17 protein-coding genes are annotated in these 19,119 nt (G+C 72.6%); 7 read left to right on the top strand and 10 right to left on the bottom strand.

The window, feature by feature from the left end:
• Window positions 1–138: 138 nt before the first annotated feature.
• The 3 genes from JS756_RS27605 to JS756_RS27615 all read right to left on the bottom strand — a co-directional run bounded on the left by JS756_RS27605 (window position 139) and on the right by JS756_RS27615 (window position 2,122).
• The gene (locus JS756_RS27605; RefSeq protein ID WP_205385936.1) at window positions 139–855 is read right to left on the bottom strand and encodes a helix-turn-helix domain-containing protein; all 717 of its coding nucleotides are present in this window, start codon (window positions 853–855) and stop codon (window positions 139–141) included.
• 204 nt (window positions 856–1,059) lie between these two features.
• Window positions 1,060–1,251: a hypothetical protein gene (locus tag JS756_RS27610; protein WP_205385937.1), complete on the bottom strand. Its 192-nt coding sequence runs from the start codon at window positions 1,249–1,251 to the stop codon at window positions 1,060–1,062.
• A 16-nt stretch (window positions 1,252–1,267) separates the two neighbouring features.
• On the bottom strand, window positions 1,268–2,122 hold the full coding sequence (locus JS756_RS27615; protein WP_205385938.1) for a helix-turn-helix domain-containing protein: 855 nt from the start codon (window positions 2,120–2,122) through the stop codon (window positions 1,268–1,270).
• Window positions 2,123–2,414: 292 nt separating this feature from the next.
• Between JS756_RS27615 and JS756_RS27620 the strand changes: the two genes are divergently transcribed.
• Window positions 2,415–2,921: an ATP-binding protein gene (locus tag JS756_RS27620; RefSeq protein ID WP_240204449.1), complete on the top strand. Its 507-nt coding sequence runs from the start codon at window positions 2,415–2,417 to the stop codon at window positions 2,919–2,921.
• A 257-nt stretch (window positions 2,922–3,178) separates the two neighbouring features.
• Here the strand turns inward: JS756_RS27620 and JS756_RS27625 are convergent, their stop codons facing one another.
• Entirely contained in the window at window positions 3,179–3,568 is a 390-nt protein-coding gene (locus tag JS756_RS27625) for a hypothetical protein (RefSeq protein WP_205385939.1), read from the bottom strand.
• Between the two features lie 370 nt (window positions 3,569–3,938).
• Between JS756_RS27625 and JS756_RS27630 the strand changes: the two genes are divergently transcribed.
• On the top strand, window positions 3,939–4,364 hold the full coding sequence (locus tag JS756_RS27630) for a hypothetical protein (RefSeq protein ID WP_205385940.1): 426 nt from the start codon (window positions 3,939–3,941) through the stop codon (window positions 4,362–4,364).
• A gap of 291 nt (window positions 4,365–4,655) precedes the next feature.
• Here JS756_RS27630 and JS756_RS27635 read toward each other — a convergent pair whose 3' ends face one another.
• Window positions 4,656–5,372, bottom strand: a complete 717-nt coding sequence (locus JS756_RS27635) for a response regulator (RefSeq protein ID WP_307791103.1) — start codon at window positions 5,370–5,372, stop codon at window positions 4,656–4,658.
• Window positions 5,369–6,991: a sensor histidine kinase gene (locus JS756_RS27640; RefSeq protein WP_205385941.1), complete on the bottom strand. Its 1,623-nt coding sequence runs from the start codon at window positions 6,989–6,991 to the stop codon at window positions 5,369–5,371. Before JS756_RS27640 ends, JS756_RS27635 begins: the two co-directional genes overlap by 4 nt.
• 122 nt (window positions 6,992–7,113) lie before the next feature.
• On the opposite strand from JS756_RS27640, the gene JS756_RS27645 reads away from it, so the two are divergent.
• Window positions 7,114–8,565, top strand: coding sequence for a cation:dicarboxylate symporter family transporter (locus JS756_RS27645; RefSeq protein WP_205385955.1), 1,452 nt, complete (start codon window positions 7,114–7,116; stop codon window positions 8,563–8,565).
• A 96-nt stretch (window positions 8,566–8,661) separates the two neighbouring features.
• Here the strand turns inward: JS756_RS27645 and JS756_RS27650 are convergent, their stop codons facing one another.
• The gene (locus JS756_RS27650; protein WP_205385942.1) at window positions 8,662–9,291 is read right to left on the bottom strand and encodes a TetR/AcrR family transcriptional regulator; all 630 of its coding nucleotides are present in this window, start codon (window positions 9,289–9,291) and stop codon (window positions 8,662–8,664) included.
• 119 nt (window positions 9,292–9,410) lie between these two features.
• On the opposite strand from JS756_RS27650, the gene JS756_RS27655 reads away from it, so the two are divergent.
• The 4 genes from JS756_RS27655 to JS756_RS27670 all read left to right on the top strand — a co-directional run bounded on the left by JS756_RS27655 (window position 9,411) and on the right by JS756_RS27670 (window position 14,466).
• Window positions 9,411–11,084, top strand: coding sequence for an MFS transporter (locus JS756_RS27655; protein WP_205385943.1), 1,674 nt, complete (start codon window positions 9,411–9,413; stop codon window positions 11,082–11,084).
• A 200-nt stretch (window positions 11,085–11,284) separates the two neighbouring features.
• Window positions 11,285–11,713 carry a MerR family transcriptional regulator gene (locus JS756_RS27660; protein ID WP_205385944.1) on the top strand — a complete coding sequence of 143 codons (429 nt, stop codon included), beginning with the start codon at window positions 11,285–11,287 and terminating at the stop codon, window positions 11,711–11,713.
• The gene (gene trxA / locus JS756_RS27665; protein WP_307791104.1) at window positions 11,710–12,042 is read left to right on the top strand and encodes a thioredoxin; all 333 of its coding nucleotides are present in this window, start codon (window positions 11,710–11,712) and stop codon (window positions 12,040–12,042) included. The genes JS756_RS27660 and trxA overlap by 4 nt, the downstream gene beginning before the upstream one ends.
• A gap of 132 nt (window positions 12,043–12,174) precedes the next feature.
• Window positions 12,175–14,466 (top strand): HelD family protein, encoded by a 2,292-nt coding sequence (locus JS756_RS27670; RefSeq protein WP_205385957.1) that lies wholly within the window; start codon window positions 12,175–12,177, stop codon window positions 14,464–14,466.
• A gap of 366 nt (window positions 14,467–14,832) precedes the next feature.
• Here the strand turns inward: JS756_RS27670 and glgB are convergent, their stop codons facing one another.
• The 3 genes from glgB to JS756_RS27685 form a co-directional block, all read right to left on the bottom strand.
• Window positions 14,833–17,382, bottom strand: a complete 2,550-nt coding sequence (glgB, locus tag JS756_RS27675) for a 1,4-alpha-glucan branching enzyme (RefSeq protein WP_205385945.1) — start codon at window positions 17,380–17,382, stop codon at window positions 14,833–14,835.
• Window positions 17,383–17,409: 27 nt separating this feature from the next.
• Complete coding sequence (locus JS756_RS27680) at window positions 17,410–18,816, bottom strand: maltokinase N-terminal cap-like domain-containing protein (protein ID WP_205385946.1); 1,407 nt, start codon at window positions 18,814–18,816, stop codon at window positions 17,410–17,412.
• Between the two features lie 91 nt (window positions 18,817–18,907).
• Window positions 18,908–19,119 (bottom strand): alpha-glucosidase C-terminal domain-containing protein (locus tag JS756_RS27685; RefSeq protein WP_205385947.1); only part of this gene is annotated, 212 nt, incomplete at its 5' end.

Consider the following 19,119-nt stretch of genomic DNA (forward strand, 5'->3'; position numbering starts at 1 on the left):
GTGCCGCGACGGGCCGTCGTCCGTCGTCCGCGGCACCGTCGTGGCCGGGCGCGCCGTTCCCCGCGCCTTCTGGGAGGCGCTGCCGGACCGCGGTGGTCCCTCCCCCGGACCGCTCAGCCGTTTCCTCACCCGGACCGCTCAGCCGGTCCGCTGCCGGACCGCCGTCCAGAAGTTCTCCACGATCCGGTCGAGGAAGACCCGGCCGGACTCGCTGGCCTCGCTGCTGCCGCCACCCCAGCTGAGGGTGGCGGCCATGTGGCCCTGGTAGTCCTCGTGCAACCCCTGGAGCACCTGCTCCAGCACACCCCGGGCCACCGGCGCCACCTTGCCGACCGGCTTCACGTACCCCTGCCAGCGCGTGGTCGCCGCGCTGCGCAGCAGTTCGGCCAGCCGCTGCTCGCGCCCCGTGACCGCCACGAAGTCCGGCAGCGACAGCCGCAGCACCTGGGAGAGGGCCGCCGCCTGGCGCTCGTTGCCGCGCCACTGGTCGCTCTCCTCCATCCGCAGATACGAGCGCAGATCCATGCCGGCCGCGCGGGCCACGTCCTCCGGCGCCACACCGGCCGCGATGCGGTGCTCGCGCAGCGAGCGCGGACGGCCGATGAGTTCACCCGGAGCGCACCACAGCACGCCCGCGAGCGCGGTGAGTTCGGGGTTCCCGGGCTGGGCGATGCCGCGCTCCCAGGCGACGACGAGGTCCGGGGTGACGTACGTCAGCCCGTACGACACGCGCATGCCGTGGGCCACGTGCTCGGGCCCCATGCCGAGGGCGGCGCGGAGTCGGCGGGCGGCCGGGGCGTTGAACGGGGGGCCGGGCTGGTTCGGTGGAGCTGAGCTCTGGTGCACCTGCCACAACGTAGGGGTGGGGACACGGTGAGTACTACGGGGCGTTCTGCCAGGATCACGGATTGTAGGAACCTACGGTTCCGTAGGTTGTGCGCCTTGGGCGGGGCAGGGCGGGGGCGGACGCGGGGGAGCGGGGCGCGGCGGGCCGGCCTGACCCGGCCACGAAGCCGCTCGTGCCTCGCCGCCTGCCGCAGTGCCTGCGTGCGGGGCGCCCTACAGGAGATGGTCGACCTTGCCGGCCTTGATGTCCCGGACGAGCGCGCGGAGCGCGTCGCGGGAGTCGGCGAGCGGACGGTCCTCCTGGCCGGAGACCGCGATGTAGGCGTTGCCGGCGGGGTCGGTGCCTATCCGGAAGCAGTTGTTGCCTTCGGCGCAGAAGGGTTCTTCCCACGTGATGTCGATCATCGTGCTTCCTTCCGGTTCAGAGCTGGTGGGCGATGGAGCGGATCAGGTCCCGGGAGCGCTCGGAGCCCAGCGTGTGCGCGTGCCACCAGTCCATGTGTGAACGGTATTTGGTCAGCTGGGCCTCGGAATGAGTGAACTCCCCGCCGTGCGCGGAGTCGAGCTGCACGGTGTCGAGCTGGGGGACGGCACCATGGGCGTAGAGGACCGCGTGCCCCGCACCGGGGAAGGCCCCCACCTCGACGGGGAGGACGCGGATCTCGACGTTGGGTCGCTCTGAGGCGTCGCAGAGGTGCAGTAGCTGCTCCCGCATGGCGCGGCGCCCGCCGAACTGCATGCGCAGTGCCCACTCGTGGAGGTACGCGACGTAGTCGACGGGTCCGGGGTCGCGGTCGAGTACCTGTTGCCGCCGCAGTCGTTGTACGACGCGGAGTTCGACCTCTGACGGGGGTAGCGGCGGCAGCGCGGCGGCGAAGACGGCGCGGGCATACGCCCCGAGTTGGAGCAGTCCCGGGACATGTACCGTCTGGTAGCTCCGGAGCCGCGTGGCGAACCACTCCAATTCGGCTACGTCCAGGAGTCCTTGCGGCAGCGCTCCCCTGAACTGATGCCACCAGCACCGTTTACGCGTGTCGGCCATGGCGACCAGCGCCTCGATGTACGCCTCGTCCGCGCACTCGTAATTGCTGGCCAGCGTTCGAATACGTTCCGGTGAGGCGCCACGGATTCCGGACTCCATGTTGGACACCTTGGTGCGGTCCAGTCCCAGCAGTCCGGCGGCGTACTCCGTGGTCCGCCCGGCGTCGAGTCGCATCCTGCGCAGTTCAGCGCCCAGGCGCTTCTGACGTTCCGTTGGCGCGGGCCTGGTCGGCATCGGTGCCCCTTCTCCCCTTCGGATCGGGGCCAGTCTGCATCGCGCGGATGGCGCCGGTCCAATCCGAAAGGGGCAATTCAAGGTAGAAGGTGGCACGAGTGCCACATCTGTCTCTACAGTCGGTGATGAGCCGCTTACGGCGTGAGGCCGCCGGAAGTGCATCGCGCGAGCCTGCCCGCGTCCTCCTTCCCCGGGGAGGGCGGGCCCGCGCCGGGGAGACAGGCCACCGGCCGCCGCCGAGCCGTCGGCTCGTTCGGCATCACGCACGCCAGGAACAAGCGAAGGGGTCCCCATGTCCGCACCCGTGGCCGTCTCGGCCTGTCCGATCTCCACCGACGAACGCACGATGCCGCTGCCGTCCCCCGGCACGCTCGCGTACAGCTTCACGCTGCCCGCCGGGCCGGCCGGTCCCCGTGTCGCCCGCGCGGCCGTGCGGGTCGCGCTCCGGGCGCACGGGCTGGCCGACGTGACGGACGCGGTGGTGCAGGTGGTGGGCGAACTGGCCGCCTGCGCCTGCCGGTTCACGTCCGGAAGCGAGATGTACTTGTCCCTGCGGTATCGGGACGGGGAGCTGCGGGTCGTCGTCCACGAGGGGCATGCCCGGCACTCCCATCCCCGCCTCGCCGGGGCCTGCGACGCACGGCGCCGCGCCGCTCTGAGGGTCCTCGGGTGCGTGGTGCGGGCCTGCGAGGGGGACTGGGGGTTCGGGGAGGCGCGTGAACCCGGGGGCGGGACGCGGATGTGGGCGGTGGTGCCGTGGCGGGGGGCTCGGGGGTACGCGGGGTCGGGGCGGGTGTGAGCGTCTGATCCGGCCTCGCCGTGCGGAAGTTCCGGTCCGGTGATGCGGGAAGGCAGGCGGTGGCACCATCTGCGGGCCGTGGGCGGGTCGGCGCCGTGACCCTGCGGCCGCCCGGCGCCGCTGCTGTCAGCCCATCCCCTGGATGATCAATTCCAAGGGATGCCTGCGGAGGGTGTGGGGTGGGCGGCGGCCGAAGCCACCGCGAGACGGTCAGGCGGCGGGCTGTCGGCCCTGGTTGTCGAGGTGGCAGCGGGCGGTCAGGCGCCAGGGTCGACTTCGGGGTGCGTGAACCGCACGGGCCTGCCCAGCGACCGGGCGTAGGCGATTTCGGCTCGGGTGCTGTCTCCGATGTAGTCGCCGACTACGAGCACCTCATCAGCGAGCCGGATCTTCGCCCGGTGCAGATCGTCGAGTCGAACCTTCAGCGCCTCGGCCTCGACAGGATCGGACCAAAGTTCGTGCGGCGACTTCATGTCACAGCCCGGTTTGACGACGATCTTTCCGGCTTTGGTCTCCCGCAGATCGGCCTCGTTCATCTCGGTCATGAAGCGGGTGGAGCCGCAGATCACGACGATACGCGGGAGGTTCGACAGCTTCTTCGCGTCGGCGAGCTTCTCCTCGGGGGTGAGTAGTTGCGGGTATGACACTGGTTCCTCCTGGTGGCGTGGTCCAAGGGGCGTGCCTGCGGAGACGAGAACGAGGGTGTCCAAGATACGCGTGGAAACGAGGCGCGTGGGAGTTGTTCAAGGACGTCTTCGACCCGCTCGGCGTCAGCGACGGCCGAGATCCCTACGACCGTCCCGAGAACCCTCCGATCCAAGTGGATCCAAGCGGATGACAGCGGCGACGACGGGGGACGTCGGCACGCGCCGAGCCCGGTTGCACCTGGCCCCACGCGGGCGGTCGTGCGCCGCTGAAGCAACGTCGAACCGACGTGATCCGGGGCCTGCCCTCTGAGGTACGTGGCAGGCTCCCTTGGATTGGCCACCACCCACCAGAAACGAGCCTCAACCCGCCATGAATGAGCTTTGCACGGAGGACGCCCCGGCTCTCCTCCTCGCCATGGTTCCCGAGTCGGCCGACTACATCTCCGAGTTGTACGAGATGCCGGCAGCCGATGCGGTCAGGACCGACCACCCTTGGGTGGACATGTTCGATCTGCTGACCGCGGCGCTCGCGGATCCGATCATCATTCCCCAGCTGAGGTCGGAGTCCCCGGACTCCGGTCTGCTGCAGCGTTGTTTCGACTACACGGAACAGCTCATCACCAGCCCGAGCTCACCCCTCAGGGAGGCCGTCTACTTCCAGGTCATCGAGGCTCTCCTGGGTGAGGACGTGCCCTTCCAGAAAGCCTTCCCCTACATGCGGAAGGCGACGTGGGAACGCACCGTCCGGATGCTGAACACCTACGAAGTCAGCGTTCCGGGAGTCACCGACTGCTGACGGGCTCGGCCGCCCGGCGCCGTCGCCCACGGTGTCGCGGGGGAGGGCGGGTTCGAGGGTGTGAGTCGTGCCGGGAGTTCGGTGGTGCCGGTGCTATGCCGACGCGGCTTCGGGCGCCTTCACCCGAGCCGGTGCCCCCGACCGAGTCGCCGGAGCGAGTCCCCGCCTCCGCCGCTGTCGGCGGCCCCTGCGTGCCGAGGCCCCCGCGGCCGCCGCCCGCGGCGAAGTTGCCGACCGCGACCACCGGCCGGCCGCGGCGCCCGCGCCGCCGCCATCGACGGCCCCGCCCGCCTACCGCCCCCGGCCCGTCCCCGGCACCCACCGGTACACCAGCTCCGGTCTGCCCACCTGGCCGTAGATCGGTTCCCGGCCGGCCCTTCCCGCGTCCACCAGGTGCTCCAGGTACCGCCGGGCCGTGATGCGGGAGATGCCGACCGCCTCGGCCACGCCGGCCGCGGTGAGCCCGGTCTCCGCCTCCCGCAGGGCCCCCGTGACCCGCTCCAGGGTCGGCGCGCTCAGCCCCTTGGGCAGGGCCGCAGGGCCCGGTGCCCGCAACGCGGCCAGCGCACGGTCCACCTCGTCCTGGCCGCTCGCCTCGCCCGCGGCGCCGCGGAACTCGGCGTACCGGACGAGCCGGTCCCGCAGGGTGGCGAAGGTGAACGGCTTCAGGACGTACTGCACGACGCCCAGCGACACGCCCTCCCGCACCACGGCCAGGTCGCGCGCCGAGGTCACCGCGATCACGTCCGTGTGGTACCCGGCGGCCCGCAGCGACCGTGCCAGCTGCAGGCCGTGCACGTCCGGCAGGTGCAGGTCCAGGAGCAGCAGGTCGACCGGCGTGCGCTCCAGCGCCCTGCGCGCCTCCGCTCCGGTGCGCGCGGTGCCGACGGCGACGAAGCCCGGCACCCGGCCGACGTACATGACGTGCGCGTCCGCGGCGACCGGGTCGTCCTCGACGATCAGCACCCGGATCGGCGGCTGCGTGCCCCCCGCGCCGCTCGCCGTCACGCGCCGCCTCCGGACACCGCGCCCACCCGCAGCGGCAGCCGCACCTCGAACTCCGCGCCGCCGTCTGCGGACCGCGCCACCGACAGCGCGCCCTCGTGGCGCTGCACGGTCTGCCGGACCAGGGCCAGGCCGAGGCCCCGTCCGCCGGGGCCGGCCGGTTTGGTGGAGAAGCCGCGCCGGAAGACGGCGTCGGAGTGGGCGGGGGCCACACCCGGACCGGAGTCGGCGACCCGCAGAACCAGCTCCGCGTCCCCCTCGGTGTAGGCCGTCACCGTCACCCGCGCCGGGACACTGCCCTGCGCCGCGTCCACGGCGTTGTCGACGAGGTTGCCGAGGAGGGTCACCAGGTCCCGGGCCGGAAGGTGCTCCGGCAGCACGCCGTCGTCGAGGCGGCTGTCCCCGGACACGACCAGCTCCACGCCCCGCTCGTTCGCCTGCGCCGTCTTGCCCAGCAGGAGGGCGGCCAGCACCGGTTCGCCCACCGCGGCGACCACCTGGTCGGTGAGGGCCTGGGCCAGTTCCAGTTCCGCGGTGGCGAACTCCACCGCCTCCTCGGCGCGGCCCAGTTCGATCAGCGACACCACGGTGTGCAGGCGGTTCGCCGCCTCGTGGGCCTGGGAGCGCAGCGCCTGGGTGAAGCCGCGTTCGGAGTCCAGCTCGCCCATCAGGGACTGGAGTTCGGTCACGTCCCGCAGGGTCACTATGGTGCCGCGGCGCTCCCCGCCGGACACCGGGGAGGTGTTGACGGCCACCACCCGGTCCGCGGTGAGGTGCACCTCGTCCACGCGCGGCTCGGACGACAGCAGCACGCCCGTCAGGGGCGCCGGCAGCCCGAGGTCCGCCACCGATCGGCTCACCACGTCGCCCGTCACCCCCAGCAGCTCCTGTCCGCCGTCGTTGATCAGCGCCACACGGTACTGCCCGTCGAGCAGCAGCAGCCCCTCGCGTACGGCGTGCAGGGCGGCCTGGTGGTAGTCGTGCATGCGGCTGAGCTCGGCGGCGTTCATGCCGTGGGTGTGGCGGCGCAGCCGGGCGTTGACCACGTACGTCCCGACGGCGCCCAGCACCAGGGCGCCCGCCGCGACGCCGAACAGGGCCGTCACCTGGTCCTGCAGCCGGGCGCTGATCGCCTCGACCTTGATTCCGGCGCTGACCAGTCCGACGATCCGGCCGCCGTCCTCGATCGGGGTGACGGCGCGGACGGACGGGCCGAGGGTGCCGGTGTAGGTCTCGGTGAAGGTCTCGCCGTTCTGCGACCGTCCGATGTGGCCGAGGAAGTGGCCGCCTATCCGCTGCGGGTCGGGGTGGGTCCAGCGGATCCCCTGGGGATCCATGATCGTGATGAAGTCGACGCCGGTGTCGTGCATGACCCGCAGCGCGTACGGCTGGAGCCGGCCGGTCGGGTCGGCGGTGCGGATCGCGGCGTGCACCGACGGGGAGTCCGCGACGGTGCGGGCGACCGCCCTGGCCTGGCGGCCCGCGGCGGCCTCCGCCTGGCTGCGGTCGCTGATGTACGTGAACAGCGCGTACCCCGCCACGACGACCGTGATCAGTACGGCCTGCATGGCGAACAGCTGTCCCGCCAGGCTGCGGGGTCGGGGGAGGGGCGGGAGGCGCATGCCGTCAGTGTGCCTCTCCGCTCCGGCGTGAACTCAATGAACGGAAGGGTGACCGCCCTCACACGGCGGGAGATAGTCCCTGCATTCCCCCCACCGATCCGGACGTGAGCCGCACGCCGGTCATGCCGACGAAGACGTCAAGGAGGGCAGCCGTGGCCGCCAGTACCCCCGAAACGGCACCTGCCGGTCCCGCTGGGAAGCGGGACCGCACCCACTATCTGTACATCGCGGTGATCCTCGCGGTCGCCCTCGGCGTCGTCGTCGGCCTGGCCGCGCCCGACTTCGCCGTCCAGCTCAAGCCGCTCGGCAAGGGCTTCGTGAACCTGATCAAGATGATGATCTCGCCGATCATCTTCTGCACGATCGTGCTGGGCATCGGCTCCGTGCGGAAGGCGGCCAAGGTGGGCGCCGTCGGCGGGATCGCCCTGGGCTACTTCCTCGCCATGTCGCTGGTCGCGCTCGGCATCGGTCTCGTCGTCGGCAACATCCTGGAGCCGGGCAGCGGACTCGCGGTCACCGACGCGGTCAAGAACGTGGGGCACGCGCAGGTCGACGCGGGGGCGAAGGACACCACGGAGTTCCTGCTCGGGATCGTCCCGACGACGATCGTCTCGGCGTTCACCGAGGGCGAGGTGCTGCAGACGCTGCTGATCGCGCTGTTGTGCGGGTTCGCGCTGCAGGCCATGGGCAGGGCCGGGCAGCCGGTCCTGCGCGGTGTCGAGCACATCCAGCGACTCGTCTTCCGCGTGCTCGCCATGATCATGTGGGCGGCGCCGATCGGCGCGTTCGGCGCCATGGCGGCGGTCGTCGGCTCGGCCGGCCTGGAGGCGCTCAAGAGCCTGGCCGTGCTGATGCTCGGTTTCTACGCCACCTGCTTCCTCTTCGTGTTCGTCGTGCTCGGCGCGCTGCTGCGGATCGTCGCCGGCCTGAACGTCGTCACCCTGTTCCGGTACCTGGCCCGCGAGTTCCTGCTGATCCTGTCCACGTCCTCCTCCGAGTCCGCGCTGCCGCGCCTGATCGCGAAGATGGAGCACCTGGGCGTCAGCAAGCCGGTGGTCGGCATCACCGTCCCGACCGGCTACTCCTTCAACCTCGACGGCACCATGATCTACATGACCATGGCCTCCCTGTTCATCGCCGACGCCATGGGCACACCGATGTCGGTCGGCGAGCAGATCCCGCTGCTGCTGTTCCTGCTGGTCGCCTCGAAGGGCGCGGCGGGCGTCACCGGCGCGGGCCTGGCGACCCTGGCCGGCGGGCTCCAGTCGCACAAGCCGGCCCTGGTGGACGGAATCGGGCTGATCGTCGGCATCGACCGCTTCATGAGCGAGGCCCGCGCCCTGACCAACTTCGCCGGCAACGCCGTGGCCACGGTACTGGTCGGCACGTGGACGAAGGAGATCGACAAGGACCGGGTCCGGCAGGTCCTCGCCGGCGAACTGCCCTTCGACGAGAAGACCCTGCTCGACGAGACCGAGACCGAGACCGGGAGCGCCGGCGGGAACGCGCCGGCGTCGGAGGCCGGCCTGCCGGAGCGGCCGGAGGGCGGCGACAAGGAACTGGCCCCGGCCTGAGCCCGATCCACGCCCCCGCGCCGGACGGCGCCACACTCCGGACGCCCGGCCCCGCCTGAACCGGGGCCGGGCGTCCGGCCGTCGTCCCGGCCGTTCCTACGCGCTCAGCTCGGCCACCAGCGCGGTGGCCGCGGGGGTGGGCACGCCCGCCGTGGTGAGCACCGTGACCGCGGCCGAGCGGCCCGCCTCCCGGGTCGCCAGCAGGCCGTCGTTCACGGCCTCCATCAGCGCGAACAGCACCTGCTCGTGCACGTACGCCAGCGCCGGCGCCGGTAGCGGCGAGGTGAAGACGCCTCGGTCCAGGCCGCGTTGCAGGATGCGGACGCTGTTGTGCCGCACCGGGGCCAGGCGCTCGCGGATGCCCTGCATGGTGACCGTGCGCTGGGCCAGTGCCACCAGCAGTCGGTAGCGGTCGGCGATCGCCCACACCGCGAGCACCGACCGGGCCACCGCCTCCGCGGGGTCCTCCACCCCCTCGCGGCCCGCCGCGTGCGCCGCCGCCAACGCCTCCACCGCCTCGTCGACCAGCGTGCTGATCAGCGCCTCTCGACTCGGGAAGTGGCCGTACACGGTCCGTCGTACGACGCCCGCGGCGCGCGCGATCTGGTCCATGGACGCATCCGGGTCGCGCAGCAGCTCCGTGAGGGCCACGTCGAGGATGCGGCGGCGGTTGGCATCGGCGCGCGAGGGACTACCCGTGGTGTTACCCGTGGTCATGACGGCCATTCTGCCCTCCATCGACTTGCACAGCGCTGTGCAACGACGTACCTTGCACATTGTTGTGCATTTGCACGCTGCTGTGCAAATGAGGTGTGCTTGTTCGTCGAGGAAGGCGATCCCTGACCATGCGACTCGTCGTGACCGAACCGGTCGAGCGGACGGAGGGCCCCTACCGGCGGCGCTGGTGGGCCCTGCTCGTGCTCTGTCTGAGCCTGCTGATCATCGTGATGGCGAACACCGCCCTCACCGTCGCCGCGCCCGACATGACCCGGGACCTCGGCCTGTCCAGCGCCGACCTCCAGTGGGTCATCGACGGCTACACCGTCCCCTACGCCGCGCTGATGCTGCTGCTCGGCGCCATCGGCGACAAGTACAGCCGCCGCGGGGCGCTGATCCTCGGCCTCGTGGTCTTCGGGGGCGGTGCCGTCGCCGGCTACCTCGCCGACAGCTCCACGGCCGTCATCGCCGCCCGTGCCGTGATGGGCGTCGGAGCGGCCCTGATCATGCCCGCCACGCTCTCCCTGCTCGCGGCGACCTTCCCGCGCGCCGAGCGTGCCAAGGCCATCACCCTGTGGACCGCCACCGCCGGACTCGCCATCGCCGCCGGACCGCTGGTCGCGGGCGCCCTCCTGGAGAACCACGGCTGGTCCTCGACGTTCCTGATCAACGTGCCGGTGGCCGCGCTCGCCGTCGTCGGCACCCTCGTGCTCGTCCCACCGTCCAGGGCGGCCCACCACGACCGCATCGACTACGTCGGCGGCCTGCTGTCCGTGGCCTGGATCGGCGCGCTGGTCTACATGATCATCGAGGGGCCGCACTTCGGCTGGAACGGCAAGGCGATCGGCGCCGCAGCCGTCGCGGGCGTCGGCCTGGTCGCCTTCGTCCTGTGGGAGCTGCGCCACCCGCGCCCCGTCCTGGACGTCCGCCGGTTCACCGGCCGCCGCTTCGCCGGGTCCAACCTCGCCGTTGCCCTGTTCTTCCTGGCCGTCTTCGGCGCCTTCTACTACCTCACCCAGCACCTGCAGTTCGTCCTCGGCTACGACGCCCTGGACACCGGCCTGCGCATGCTGCCCCTGGCCGGCGCCGTCTTCGTCGGCTCGGCGCTGACCGGTTACCTCACCCCGCGCGTCGGCATGAAGTGGACGGTCAGCGCGGGCATGGTCGGCGGCACGGCCGCGCTGGCGCTGCTGACCCGCGTGGACGCGGGATCGTCGTACGGCGACTTCGTGCCGCCGCTGGTCGTGCTGGGCCTGGCCATCGGGCTCGCGCTCTCGCCCTGCACGGACGCGATCATGGGCTCCTTCCCCGAGTCCGAACTGGGCGTCGGCGGCGCGGTGAACGACACCTCGCTGGAACTCGGCGGCTCGCTCGGCATCGCCATCCTCGGCTCGCTGCTGGGGACGTCCTACTCCGACCACCTCGCCGACGCCACACAGGGCGGCAAGCTGCCGGCCTCGGCACTGAGCACCGCGCAGGACTCCGTCGGCGCCGGGTACGCCGTCGCGCAGGGCATCGGCGACAAGGCCCGGCAGGCCGCCGAGCAGGCGGCGCAGGCGGGCGACCCGCAGCAGGCCGCCCAGCTCAAGGCCCAGGCCGACCAACTCGCCCAGGGCGCCCGTCAGATGGCCGACGCCGTCGGCTCCTCCTTCTCCGACGCCGTCGCCCACACCAGTCTGGTCGGCGCCGTCGTCCTCGGCGCCGGCACGGTGATCGTCGCCCTGCTGCTGCCGCGCAAGGAGCGGGTGAGGGCGGAGGAACCCGTCGAGGCGCGGGAGCCCGAGCTCAGCGGGGCGCTCTGACCCGGCCGAGCCCGCCGGGAACCCGCCCGCCGCTGCCGGGCTCGGGGGCCGTACCGCGCCGCGAGGTGCGGTACGGCCCCCGGAGGCGTGGCGGGCGCCCGTCCCGGCCGACGGCGGGTCGAGCCGAGCGAATCCGTCCGGTACGAGCCCCTGCCGCCGCTCTTGCCTTGACGCCCACGTCAGGACCTACCGTCGAGGACATGCGCATCGGCGAACTGGCCGCACGGGCCGGGACCACCACCCGGACGCTGCGGTACTACGAGGCACGGGGCCTGCTGCCCGCACGGCGCGACGGCAAGGGGCACCGCACCTACGACGAGCGGGACCTGAAGCTCCTGGAGCAGATCCGGACGCTGCGGGACTTCGGGTTCGAGCTGGAGGAGACCCGGCCCTTCGTGGAATGCCTGCGCGCCGGGCACGCCGAGGGGGACACGTGCCCGGCCTCGCTCACGGTCTACCGCCGCAAGCTGGCCGAGCTGGACTCGCTCATCGGCGAGCTGCGGGGCGTGCGGGCCACGGTCGCCGCACAGCTGGAGCGGGCCGAGCGGGCGAGGGACGCGCTGGCCGCCGACGCGCTGGTTCCGGGAGGTCCGGAGCCGACGTGCGAACTGGGAGGGCAGGGACTGTGATCAAGGCGGCGGGAGTGGACGAGGTGACCGACGCGGACTTCGAGGCCGAGGTGCTCGGGGCGGACCGGCCGGTGCTGGTGGAGTTCACCGCCGACTGGTGCCCGCCGTGCCGGCAGATGGGCCCGGTGCTCAGCGCCGTGGCCGCCGAGGAGGGGGAGCGGCTGAAGGTGGTCCAGTTGGACGTGGACACCAACCCGGAGACCACCAACGCCTACCGGGTGCTGTCGATGCCGACCTTCATGGTCTTCCGTGCGGGCGAGCCCGTGAAGTCGATGGTGGGCGCCCGGCCCAAGCGCAGGCTGCTCCAGGAGCTGTCGGACGTGCTGTGACCCCACCCGCGTGCGGGGCCCGCACACGAGAAATCCCCCGAGCAATTGCGCTCGGGGGATTTCTCTGCGTATATTCGACGTTTCGCTACTTCCGGTATTCGGGCGCGAAGAAGTGCTGGTGAAGCAGAGTATATCCGGGCGGGAGTGGAATTGTCAAACACCGAATTTCCGGACGATGAATTGCGCCGCGAACAGGAATTCATCGACGGGTTGTACGCGCGGGTGGACGCCCTGCGCGGCGACACCGAGGACTCCGTCGCGAGGGCGCTCGCCCAGGGCGACAAGCCGATGCAGGCGAGACTGGAGCGGGACATCCTGGTCGCCGAGCGCTCGGGTCTGCTGGCCGCGCTGAACGCGGTGGACGGCTCCCTGTGCTTCGGCCGCATCGACCTCACCGGCGGTGAAAGCCACCACATCGGAAGGATCGGACTGCGCGCCGACGACGCCGCCCGCACCCCCGTCCTGATCGACTGGCGTGCCGACGTGGCCCGGCCCTTCTACCTGGCCACCGGCCACACCCCGCTCGGCCTCCGGCGCCGCCGGCACATCTCCACCGACGGCCGCACCGTCACCGTGCTGCACGACGAGATCCTCGACCTGGGCGACCGGGAGCGGACCGGCCACGAGGACCCGACCGGCGACGCCGTGCTGCTCGCGGCCCTCGACTCGGCGCGCACCGGCCGCATGGGCGACATCGTGCAGACCATCCAGGCCGAGCAGGACGAGATCATCCGCGCCCCGCACCGCGGCGTGCTCGTGGTCGAGGGCGGACCGGGCACCGGCAAGACGGCGGTCGCCCTGCACCGCGCCGCCTACCTCCTGTACGAGCACCGCGACCTGCTGGCCAAGCGGGCCGTGCTGATCGTCGGCCCCAATCCGGCCTTCCTCGGCTACATCGGCGAGGTGCTGCCGTCCCTGGGCGAGACCGGCGTACTGCTGGCCACCGTCGGCGAACTGTTCCCCGGCGTGCGGGCCACCGCCGCGGACACCCCCGCGGCGGCGGCGGTCAAGGGCCGCGCCGCGATGGCGGAGGTGCTCGCCACGGTCGTGCGCGACCGGCAGACGCTGCCCGATCCGGTCCTCACCGTCGAGCACGACCGGGAGGTCCTCATGCTCGACGACGGACTGGTACGCGTGGCCCGCGAGCGGACCCGCGCCACGGGCCTGCCGCACAACGCGGCCCGCGAGCACTTCGAGGGCCACATCCTCAACACGCTCACCGACCTGTACGCCGAGCGCGTCGGCACCGACCCCTACGACGGGACGAGTCTGCTGGACGCCGCCGACATCACACAGATCCGCGACGAACTGGCCGACAACCCCCACGTGTGGGACGCCATCGACCGGTTGTGGCCGCCCCTGACCCCGCAGCTGCTCGTCGCCGGCTTCCTCGCCGACCCCGACGGGTACCTCTGCGCCGAGGACGCCGCGGCCGTCCGCCGTCCGGTGACCCGGGCGTGGACCACCGCGGACGTGCCGCTGCTGGACGAGGCCGCCGAACTGCTCGGCGAGGACGACCGGCCGGCCAGGGCCCGAGCCGAACGGGAACGCGAGACCCAGGTCGCCTACGCGCAGGGCGTGCTGGACGTCTCCTACGCCTCCCGCACCTACGAGTTCGACGACAAGGACGACGAGGACTCGGAGGTGCTGTCGGCGCACGACGTCATCGACGCCGAACGCTTCGCCGAACGCCAGCAGGAGGACGACCACCGCAGCGCCGCCGAACGCGCCGCGGCCGACCGCACCTGGGCGTTCGGGCACATCATCGTCGACGAGGCGCAGGAGCTGGCGCCGATGGCCTGGCGGCTGCTCATGCGGCGCAGCCCCACCCGCTCGATGACCCTGGTCGGCGACCCCGTGCAGACCGCGGACGCGGCCGGTGCCGGCTCCTGGGCGGACATCCTCCACCCCCATGTGGAGGACCGCTGGGCCCACGCCCGGCTCGGCGTCAACTACCGCACCCCCGCCGAGATCATGGAGCTCGCGGCGGCGGTCGTGCGGGCCGAGCACCCGGACTTCGAACCGCCCGGCTCCGTCCGCTCCACCGGCGTGACGCCCTGGGCGCGCGCCGCGGACGACCTTCCCCGCGCGGTCGCCGAGGCGGTGGCCGAACTGACCCCCGCCGAGGGACGGCTCGCGGTGATCGCCCCGCGCGCCCTGCACCGCGCGCTGGCCGCCCGCCTGGACGGCGTCACGGCGGGGGCCGAGCCCGACCTGACGCGGACGGTCGTCCTCCTCGACCCCCGCCAGTCCAAGGGCCTGGAGTTCGACTCGGTGCTCGTCGTCGAGCCTGCCGAGTACGGCACCAGCGACCTGTACGTGGCCCTCACCCGCGCCACCCAGCGGCTGGGCGTGGTCCACCGGCGGGAGCTGCCGAAGGCGCTCTCCGACGCGCTGGCCGAACAGGACGCCGGGCGGGCCTGACGACGTCCCGCGGCGCATGCGACCGCGGGGCTCGGTTGGGCCGGACGGCGCCCAGGGGCCCGGAAGACGGGCGGCGGACGGCTCCGGGGCGCAGGCCTCCGGGCCTGGCCGCGCTTCGCACCGCACCGCGCCGTTCCGTCTCCCGGCCGGGGGCCCGGGGGAGCGCCGCGTGCCACGGTGCACCCTTTCAGGCGGCGGACGGCGGACGGCGGACGACGGGCGTGGCCGAGCCGGCCGGGCGGACCGCGTCCGGGCCCCGGCTCGGTGCGCGGCCCTACGGGCGGCGCACCGGCCCGCCGCTTCCCGCCCCCGGGCGCCGGGAGTCCCTCGGCGCCCGGGGACGTCAAGCCCCGGGTGCCACCGCCGTCACGCCGGGCGCAGCCAGACCGTCGCCAGCGGCGGCAGGGTCAGCCGGATGCTCGCCGGACGGCCGTGCCACCCCTGGGCCTCCGGTTTGACCGGGTCGGGCAGTCCGACACCGCTGCCGCCGTAGCGTACGGCGTCGGTGTTGACGACCTCGTGCCAGGCCGGGACGTCGTCGGGGACGCCGAGGCGGTAGTCGTGGCGGACGACGGGGGAGAAGTTGCTGACCGCCAGCAGCGGCGTGCCCTCGGCGTCGTACCGCAGGAACGCGAAGACGTTGTCCTCGACGGCGTCCCCGACGACCCACTGGAAGCCGTCGGGGTGGGCATCGCGCTCCCACAGGGCGGGCGTGCCGCGGTACACCGCGTTCAGGTCCCGCACCAGATCGCGGACGCCCCGGTGGTCGGCCTCCGCCCCGTAGTGCGGGTCCAGCAGCCACCAGTCGGGCCCGTGCGCCTCCGACCACTCGGCGCCCTGCGCGAACTCCTGCCCCATGAACAGCAGCTGCTTGCCGGGGTGGGCCCACATGAAGCCGAGGTAGGCGCGGTGGTCGGCACGCTGCTGCCACCAGTCGCCCGGCATCTTCGACACCAGCGACCGCTTGCCGTGGACGACCTCGTCGTGGGAGATCGGCAGCACATAGTTCTCGCTGTAGGCGTACACCATCGAGAACGTCATCTCGTGGTGGTGGTACCGGCGGTGCACCGGCTCGTGGCTCATGTACTGCAGCGAGTCGTGCATCCAGCCCATGTTCCACTTCAGCCCGAACCCGAGCCCGCCGAAGCCGCTCGGTCCCATGTGGTGGGTGGCCCGGGTGACGCCGTCCCAGGCCGTCGACTCCTCCGCGACCGTCACGACACCGGGGACCCGGCGGTAGACGGTGGCGTTCATCTCCTGGAGGAAGGCCACCGCGTCCAGGTTCTCCCGGCCGCCGTGCTCGTTGGGCAGCCACTGGCCCGGTTCCCGCGAGTAGTCCAGGTACAGCATGGACGCCACCGCGTCCACGCGCAGCCCGTCGATGTGGAACTCCTCGCACCAGTACACGGCGTTGGCCACGAGGAAGTTGCGCACCTCGCGCCGGCCGAAGTCGAACTCCAGGGTCCCCCAGTCGGGGTGCGCCGACCGCAGCGGGTCCTCGTGCTCGTACAGCGGACGCCCGTCGAACTCCGCCAGCGCCCAGTCGTCCCGTGGGAAGTGTGCGGGCACCCAGTCCATCAGCACCCCGATGCCCGCCCGGTGCAGCCGGTCCACCAGGTACCGGAAGTCGTCCGGGGCACCCATCCGGGCCGTCGGCGCGTAGAACCCGGTGACCTGGTAGCCCCAGGAGCCGCCGAAGGGATGCTCGGCCACCGGCATCAGCTCGACATGGGTGAAGCCCAGGTCCCTGACGTAGGCGGGCAGCTGCTCGGCCAGCTGGCGGTAGGTCAGTCCCGGTCGCCAGGACGGCAGATGCACCTCGTACACCGAGAACGGCGCCTCGTGAGCGGGGCGGTCCGCGCGCCGCTCCAGCCACTCCCCGTCACCCCACTCGTACTGCGAGGACGTCACGACGGACGCCGTGTCCGGCGGTGCCTGGGAGCGGCGGGCCAGCGGGTCGGCGCGCAGCGTCCGGGAGCCGTCCGGCCGGGTGATCTCGAACTTGTACAGCTCGCCCTCGCCGACCCCGGGCGCGAACAGCTCCCACACCCCGGTCGAGCCCAGGGAGCGCATCGGCCAGCCCGTGCCGTCCCAGTAGTTGAAGGTGCCGGCCACCCGCACCCCCCGCGCGTTGGGCGCCCACACCGAGAAGCGGGTGCCGGTCGCCCCCTGGTGCGTCATCGGATGCGCTCCGAGGACCCGCCACAGCTGCTCGTGCCGCCCCTCACCGATCAGATGCAGGTCCAGCTCGCCCAGCGTCGGCAGGAACCGGTACATGTCCTCGGTGTCCAGCTCCGCCCCCTCGTATGCCACGAGCAGCCGGTACTCCGGTATCTCCCGCAGGGGCAGCAGGCCCGAGAAGAATCCGTCCCCGTCGTCGTGCAGCCGGGCCCGCAGCTCTCCGGCGACCACCGTGACGCTCAGCGCGTACGGCCGGAACGCCCGGAAGACCACTCCGCCGGGCACCGGGTGCGCCCCGAGGACGGAGTGCGGTGCGTGGTGCGTGCCGGCGAGCAGCCGCTCGCGGTCGGCGGCGTCCAGCGCGGGGGACACGGCGACGGCGGCCGGGCCCGCAGGGCCGAGTGGTGCCACGGGCGCCGGCGCCGGGCGCGCCGGGGTCCTCGCCGCGGGCGCGGCCCTCCCGGTGCTGCCCTTCGGCGCGGTCCTCCGGGCGGGCGCGGCCTTCTTCGCCGCTGTCTTCTTCTTCCCCGCGGCCGCCTCCGGCACCGTCTTCTTCGCCGCTGCCTTCTTCGCCGCGGTCCTCTCGGCCGCGGTCTTCGCCACCGTCTTCTTCGCGGTCGCCGCCTTCTGCGCCGCCTTCTTCGCAGGCGTCTTCTGCAGCGCGCTCTTGTCTGCGCTGTCCTCCTCTGCCGTCTTCTTCGGATCCGGACCGCTGGACGGGGGGCGGGGGGTCACGGGGGGAGCCTCCTCGGCGAAGGTGGGTCAGATCGGATCGGATGCCGTGCCCAGGTCGGCGTAACTCTCGATCGCCGCCATCGGCACGGCGAGCCAGTCGGGGCGGTGCCGGGCCTCGTAGACGACCTCGTAGATCGCCTTGTCCGTCTCGAAGGCCCGCAGCAGTACGGGGTCGGTGCGCGGGTCGCTGCCGCTCACCTCGCCGTACCCGGTGCAGTACTCCGCCCGGCAGGTCCGGGCCCACTCCGGGTCGGCCGGGTGCACCGAGTGCGCCGCGTAGTCGAAGGAACGGAGCATCCCGGCGACGTCCCGCACCACCGGCTGCGGCATCCGCCGTTCGGCCAGTGGGCGGGCCGGCTCCCCCTCGAAGTCGATCAGCGACCACTCCCCGGAGGGCGCCCGCAGGCACTGACCCAGGTGCAGGTCGCCGTGGATGCGCTGGGCGGTGACACTGCGGCCCTCGGCGGCCAGGTCGGCCACCGCCTCGAACGCCGTGCGCAGCCCCGGCGCGTACGGCCGCAGGGCCGGCACCGTGTGCGCCGCCGCCTCCAGTCGCTCGATCATGCCGCCGACCAGCGATTCCAGCTGGGCGTGGCCCAGCGTGACGCGGGGCAGGGCGCGGGCCAGCGCCGTGTGCACCTCCGCGGTCGCGCGCCCCAGCGCCCGCGCGTCGGCGCCGAAGTCCTCGCCCTTGGCCAGCTCCCGCAGCGCCAGCTCCCAGCCGTCGGTGGCGCCCTGCAGGAAGGGCTGCAGCACACCGAGGACGTACGATTCCCCGTGCACCTCGGCCTGCATCCAGGCGGCGGGCGCGGGCACCCGGGCGCAGCCCTCGCGGGCCAGGGCGAGCGGAAGCTCCAGGTCGGGGTTGACGCCCGGAACCACCCGGCGGAGCAGCTTGAGGACGAACGTGTCGCCGTAGACGACGGACGAGTTCGACTGTTCGGCGGTCATCAGGCGGGGCACCAGGCCCGGGCGTATCCTGCGGCCCGGCTCCCGGTCGAAGCGAAGCCCGCCGATGCGTGCCCGGGAGCGCATCGCCTCCAGGAGCACCTCGGCGGGCCGGGGGTCGTACAGGGCGTCGTACACCGTGCTTCCGGCGAGCGGGCCCTCGCTCACGTGCCCGATCAGCGCGGGCGCCAGCCGGGGCGGCAGCGCCTCGCGCACCCCTATGAGCAGCTGGTAGCAGTCCGCGGGACGGGGGGCCGTGGCCGGCAGCGGGACGGCGGGCTGATGGGCGCGCACCAGCAGGTGGTACAGGCCCAGCCGCCCGCCGAGCGGCAGCAGCTCCGTGGCTGCCACCAGCGAGAACCCGGTGACCGGTCGTCCCTTGCCCGCGAACCAGCGCTGCCGCGGCATCCACTCCCGCAGCAGGGGATCCAGCGATGCGAGGAGACCGCGGCTGGCAGTGCCCGAGAGTGTGACCGTTTCCGCCATGGGCGTCACGTCCTTTCCCCGAGGGAAGGCCGTCGGGGTTTACTCATGCGTGCCCCGGGCGGGACGGGGGAAACCGCCCCGCCCCGGGTTCCTAGGGGGCGTCCTTGCGGAGCCGGAACCAGTAGAAGCCGTGCCCGGCCAGGGTCAGCAAGTAGGGCAGATCGCCGATGGCCGGAAACCGCACTCCGCCGAAGAGTTCGACCGGGTGGCGGCCGTTGAAGGTGCGCAGGTCGAGTTCGGTGGGTTGGGCGAAGCGGGAGAAGTTGTGGACGCACAGGACGAGGTCGTCCTCGTACTCGCGCA

Origin of the sequence: Streptomyces actuosus, assembly GCF_016921115.1 — a bacterium.
Lineage (GTDB): Bacteria > Actinomycetota > Actinomycetes > Streptomycetales > Streptomycetaceae > Streptomyces > Streptomyces actuosus_A.

Bases quoted from the DNA above. Each gene is read 5' to 3' on its own strand.
- JS756_RS27610 (WP_205385937.1), bottom strand. From the start codon at position 1,251: ATGATCGACATCACGTGGGAAGAACCCTTCTGCGCCGAAGGCAACAAC.
- JS756_RS27615 (WP_205385938.1), bottom strand. From the start codon at position 2,122: ATGCCGACCAGGCCCGCGCCAACGGAACGTCAGAAGCGCCTGGGCGCT.
- JS756_RS27620 (WP_240204449.1), top strand. From the start codon at position 2,415: ATGTCCGCACCCGTGGCCGTCTCGGCCTGTCCGATCTCCACCGACGAA.
- JS756_RS27630 (WP_205385940.1), top strand. From the start codon at position 3,939: ATGAATGAGCTTTGCACGGAGGACGCCCCGGCTCTCCTCCTCGCCATG.
- JS756_RS27640 (WP_205385941.1), bottom strand. From the start codon at position 6,991: ATGCGCCTCCCGCCCCTCCCCCGACCCCGCAGCCTGGCGGGACAGCTG.
- JS756_RS27645 (WP_205385955.1), top strand. From the start codon at position 7,114: ATGCCGACGAAGACGTCAAGGAGGGCAGCCGTGGCCGCCAGTACCCCC.
- JS756_RS27650 (WP_205385942.1), bottom strand. From the start codon at position 9,291: ATGGCCGTCATGACCACGGGTAACACCACGGGTAGTCCCTCGCGCGCC.
- JS756_RS27655 (WP_205385943.1), top strand. From the start codon at position 9,411: ATGCGACTCGTCGTGACCGAACCGGTCGAGCGGACGGAGGGCCCCTAC.
- JS756_RS27660 (WP_205385944.1), top strand. From the start codon at position 11,285: ATGCGCATCGGCGAACTGGCCGCACGGGCCGGGACCACCACCCGGACG.
- JS756_RS27680 (WP_205385946.1), bottom strand. From the start codon at position 18,816: ATGGCGGAAACGGTCACACTCTCGGGCACTGCCAGCCGCGGTCTCCTC.